Below are 3,822 nucleotides of genomic sequence, written 5' to 3'. Positions count from 1 at the left end.
CCCGGAAAACTTCAGCCACGACCCGGCCGGCAACCTGCTGATCCACGACCGCCCCGGCCCCTGGCACCTCAAGGGCAACCGCCTGCTGCGCCACGCCGACCGGCATTACGACTACGACGCCTACGGCAACCTGATCCGCGAACGCCGCGGCCAGGCCGTCACGACCTACACCTACGACAGCCAGCACCGCCTGACCGGCTTCACCGCACCCGACGGCCGCGAAACGGCCTACCGCTACGACGCCTTCGGCCGACGCATCGCCAAGACCGTCGACGGCCAGACCACACAGTTTTTCTGGCAAGGCGACCACCTCATCGCCGAAAGCAGCCAAACCCACTACCGCAGCTACCTCTACGAACCCGGCAGCTTCCGCCCCCTTGCCCTGCTCGACGGCAAAGGCCCAAAACACGCCTGCCCGTTCTACTACCACCTCGACCACCTCGGCACCCCGCAGGAACTGACCGACTACAGCGGTGAAATCGTCTGGTCGGCGCGATACACCGGCTACGGCAAAGTCAACCAAATCACCCATGGCGGCGGCGAACAACTGGAACAGCCGCTGCGTTTCCAGGGCCAGTACTTCGACGCCGAAAGCGGGCTGCACTACAACCGCCACCGCTATTACCACCCGGATACGGGGCGCTACCTGACACCGGATCCGGTGAAACTGGCGGGTGGGTTGAACGCGTATCGGTACACGCCGAATCCGACGGGGTGGGTGGATCCGTTGGGGTTGAGCGGGAATTGTCCGGGGGCGAATAAGCCGGGTTGCTCTGCGCCGGATGATGTTGTTGGGGTTAAGGTTGACGACGGTGAGCCGACGCTTCCGAAGCTGTCGTCGAAGCAGCGTAGGGATAGAATTGATAAGTTGGCTGAGGCGAATGCCCGGCGACGGGTTGTAGAGTATGAAAAAAAGTATGATATGCATACGATTAAAAAGCACAGTTCGGAGATATCTGAACAAGCGCTTAAGCAACGTGCTATCAACGGCGCGGATCCTCATACCGGTAAAGTACCTAAGCCGGCTAAAGGAAATTTGAGTTCGCAGTTTAGTAATTGGCGCATTCACTTGAGTGCATTGAATAAAGCGATGTCAAGGGAGCGACTTGGGTTAAGTCCGCATACGGGACGAGACCATAACAGAGACCCTATTGTAAGAATGGAGCTTCCGGGAGCAGGTCGTGGCTATCGGCCGAATAAAAAAGACAGTGAAAATCCTCATTTGAATGAAAGCTTGAACTGGTTTGAAGTGAAGTTTGATAAGGATGACCCGACGCGGCCCTACACTGCTTTCCCTTCGGAGAAAAAGTGATGTTACGAGATCCTTTTATAGATGAGGCATTTATACCTGATCTTATGTGGTTTATCGGTAGCTTCAATGTTTATGATCGTGAGGATTCGCGAGGCGTAGAACTTGAAGTTTACGATCCGAATAATCAGGCGGATAGAGCAGAACTGATACGAAAATATAGTTTAAGTCTGAACTGTTTGTCCTACAGACATAAATTTTTGCTAGTGGAAGCGCTAGCCAATAAATTGGCTGATAAAAGTTACGACTTTCAGAGGTTATTTGATATCAATGAAGACGAAGCGTCGAGTTGGCCTCGTGGCGAATGGTATGCGCTGGAGAGCCCCCGGGCATTTCTTCAAAATGTGTATGAGTTAGCGCAAGAGGTTTGGAAAGATGATCTGCTGCAAGCACGTGCCGAAGATCAATCCGCTTGGTAACTGAAAAATAGAAATGTACTGGATGTGGTTGGCCGGCGGTTGCGGGCTCGGCCTTTGTGAATGGACTAAGTGAAGGGCAATTCGAGATTTGAATTGTTTCTGCCGCCGCCATCGCGAGCTTGCTCGCGATGGCGTCCGATCGGTCAGCGCTGCCCCGCCAACCAGGTCTCTTCAGGCTCAGACACCGCCAAGCTATCAATCACATGCACGCTATACCCCGGCACATTCGCGTGGTGTTTGGCTTGGGATGCCATTTCCGCCAACTGGCTGGCGTCGATTTCCCCGCAGGCTTGTGGATGCAGGTGCACCACGCCTATGGATAGTGAAAGCAGCGGGAATTCCTGGCGCACGCCCTGGCGATTGGGGGCGATGAAGCCGCCGGCTTCGAGGTGTTCGGGGCGGTAGAAGCGGCGGCACTGGCTTTGAAGCACCTGCGCTTGCCGGACAACAGTCGCCTGCAGTAGCACCGCGAAAAAGACGGGGCGCTGACGGCCATTGACCTTAACGGCTCGCGGCTGCCTGATGCCGGATCCGGTGAAACTGGCGGGCGGGTTGAGCGCGTATCGGTACACGCCGAATCCGACGGGGTGGGTGGATCCGTTGGGGTTGAGCGGGAATTGTCCGGGGAGCAATAAAAAAGGGCGATTAGGTTGTTCTTTACCCGATGACGTAAGCAAAAGCTCCGTGAATGATGGAGCTCCAATTCTTCCTAAACCGTTGTCAAAAGAAGAGACTAAACGCCAAGTCTTGGCATGGGAAAAAGAATATGACATGCACAGTGTTGCCAAGCATGGCCCTGATATATCCGATACCGAACTGAAGCAGCGATCAGTAGATGGTTCACATCCAACGAGCAGTGGGCGAAGGGGAGAAGTTAATGCTAATTCGGAGTTTACTTGCTGGACTTTACAGCGTCAGGCGATCGGTTACGCTATTTCTAAAATGGATAAAGATGCACCTGAACCGACCGGGTACGACAATAGAGGTAATCCAGTCGTTAGAGTGAAAATAGCTGGAATAGGACGAGGTTATAAACCGAACAATAAAGATCGGAATAGTCCGAAGTATGTTGAGGCTGTGAATGAAGCCGAGGTAAGGTTTGACAAGAAATAATGTCAAGCAACCATTCACGGCATTCCCGAGAAAGGGAGGATAAAAATGAGGTCGCCGTTCATAAGTGTAGAGCTGTCATGGGAACCTCGAATTTCGTATTTGTTGGCTGGTTTAGATCTTGATAGTTGTGATGATGAAGTTCGAGAAAAAAATGAAGACTTATAATCCCAACTGCTCTCCTGATAGGTCTGAAATTGTTAAGTTGTTTGTGTTGCCAGCTTTGGAGTATTTGAGTTGCAGACATCGTTTTGCTATATTGGGATTGCTTGAGACTTCCTTGGTAGATAAAGGGTTTGATTTTTCAGTGCAATTTGAAACTGACTATGACGAATGCAGTTCCACAGTCTGGGATGAAACCGAAATAGAAGACCCTCGTGGTTTTTTTGAAGAGATATTTAAGTTGGCAGGCGAGCAATGGAAAGATGATCTCCAGAAGGCAAGCTTAGAGGACCAATCAACCTGGTAACGAGGGCTTAAGAAATTACGGCCACCATCGCAAGTTGGCTCGCTCCTAAAAAATTGGTGCGATTTCCAAAATGGTACATAACTTTGTAGGAGCAAGCTTGCTCGCGATGGCGTCCGATTGGTCAGCGCTGCCCCGTCAGCCTTACAACTTCTGGCTCAGGCGCAGCCAGGCTGTCGATCACATGCACGCTATACCCCGGCCAATGCTCGGCTAGTCGAGGATGTAAGACACGGCAAGGTTAAGGGCACAAAGGGGCACTACCCATTTAGGAGGTGAGCGGTGAAATACTGGAATGATTTCGAAGGTAGTAATTTTTTTAATATGGGGCGGCCGCGAAAACTGAGTGCAACACCTGACCTTTCCGGTACGGTGCTGCCCCTATGTCCTATTCCGAACTCAGCGTTGAAGAGCGCGCGATCATTCAGCTCAGTCAAGCTCAAGGCTTCACCCTGCGCGGCATTGCTCGCCTGATTGACAGGTCGCCCTCGACCATCAGTCGAGAGCAGCAGCGCAAT

General features: G+C 52.4%; 5 protein-coding genes and 1 pseudogene. 5 read left to right on the top strand and 1 reads right to left on the bottom strand.

Translation table 11 applies throughout. The features are described from left to right. Both M5G20_RS30060 and M5G20_RS30055 read left to right on the top strand, forming a co-directional pair. Nucleotides 1-1,312: RHS repeat domain-containing protein (locus tag M5G20_RS30060; protein WP_273922122.1), on the top strand; the 1,312-nt coding region annotated here is incomplete at its 5' end. Further along, a complete protein-coding gene (locus M5G20_RS30055; protein WP_273922121.1) occupies nt 1,312-1,728 on the top strand; it encodes a hypothetical protein in 417 nt (138 codons plus the stop codon). The genes M5G20_RS30060 and M5G20_RS30055, both read left to right, overlap by 1 nt. Before the next feature lie 143 nt (nt 1,729-1,871). Here M5G20_RS30055 and M5G20_RS30050 read toward each other — a convergent pair. Then, a pseudogene (locus M5G20_RS30050) lies at nt 1,872-2,153 on the bottom strand (diguanylate phosphodiesterase); the annotation flags it as partial. A 259-nt stretch (nt 2,154-2,412) separates the two neighbouring features. On the opposite strand from M5G20_RS30050, the gene M5G20_RS30045 reads away from it, so the two are divergent. The 3 genes from M5G20_RS30045 to M5G20_RS30035 form a co-directional block, all read left to right on the top strand. Further along, on the top strand, nt 2,413-2,841 hold the full coding sequence (locus tag M5G20_RS30045) for a hypothetical protein (protein ID WP_273922120.1): 429 nt from the start codon (nt 2,413-2,415) through the stop codon (nt 2,839-2,841). A gap of 151 nt (nt 2,842-2,992) precedes the next feature. Next, nucleotides 2,993-3,307 carry a hypothetical protein gene (locus tag M5G20_RS30040; protein WP_273922119.1) on the top strand — a complete coding sequence of 105 codons (315 nt, stop codon included), beginning with the start codon at nt 2,993-2,995 and terminating at the stop codon, nt 3,305-3,307. 380 nt (nt 3,308-3,687) lie between these two features. Next, on the top strand, nt 3,688-3,822 hold a 135-nt coding region (locus M5G20_RS30035), incomplete at its 3' end, for a helix-turn-helix domain-containing protein (RefSeq protein ID WP_273922123.1).

This window comes from Pseudomonas sp. TNT2022 ID1044 (assembly GCF_028656895.1).
Classification (GTDB): domain Bacteria; phylum Pseudomonadota; class Gammaproteobacteria; order Pseudomonadales; family Pseudomonadaceae; genus Aquipseudomonas; species Aquipseudomonas reinekei.
The sequence above is the reverse complement of the archived record's forward strand: the minus strand, read 5'-3'. Positions and strand labels throughout refer to the sequence as shown.

Excerpts from the sequence above, each read along its gene's own strand:
- M5G20_RS30040 (WP_273922119.1), top strand. The coding sequence starts at position 2,993 with ATGAAGACTTATAATCCCAACTGCTCTCCTGATAGGTCTGAAATTGTT.
- M5G20_RS30055 (WP_273922121.1), top strand. The coding sequence starts at position 1,312 with ATGTTACGAGATCCTTTTATAGATGAGGCATTTATACCTGATCTTATG.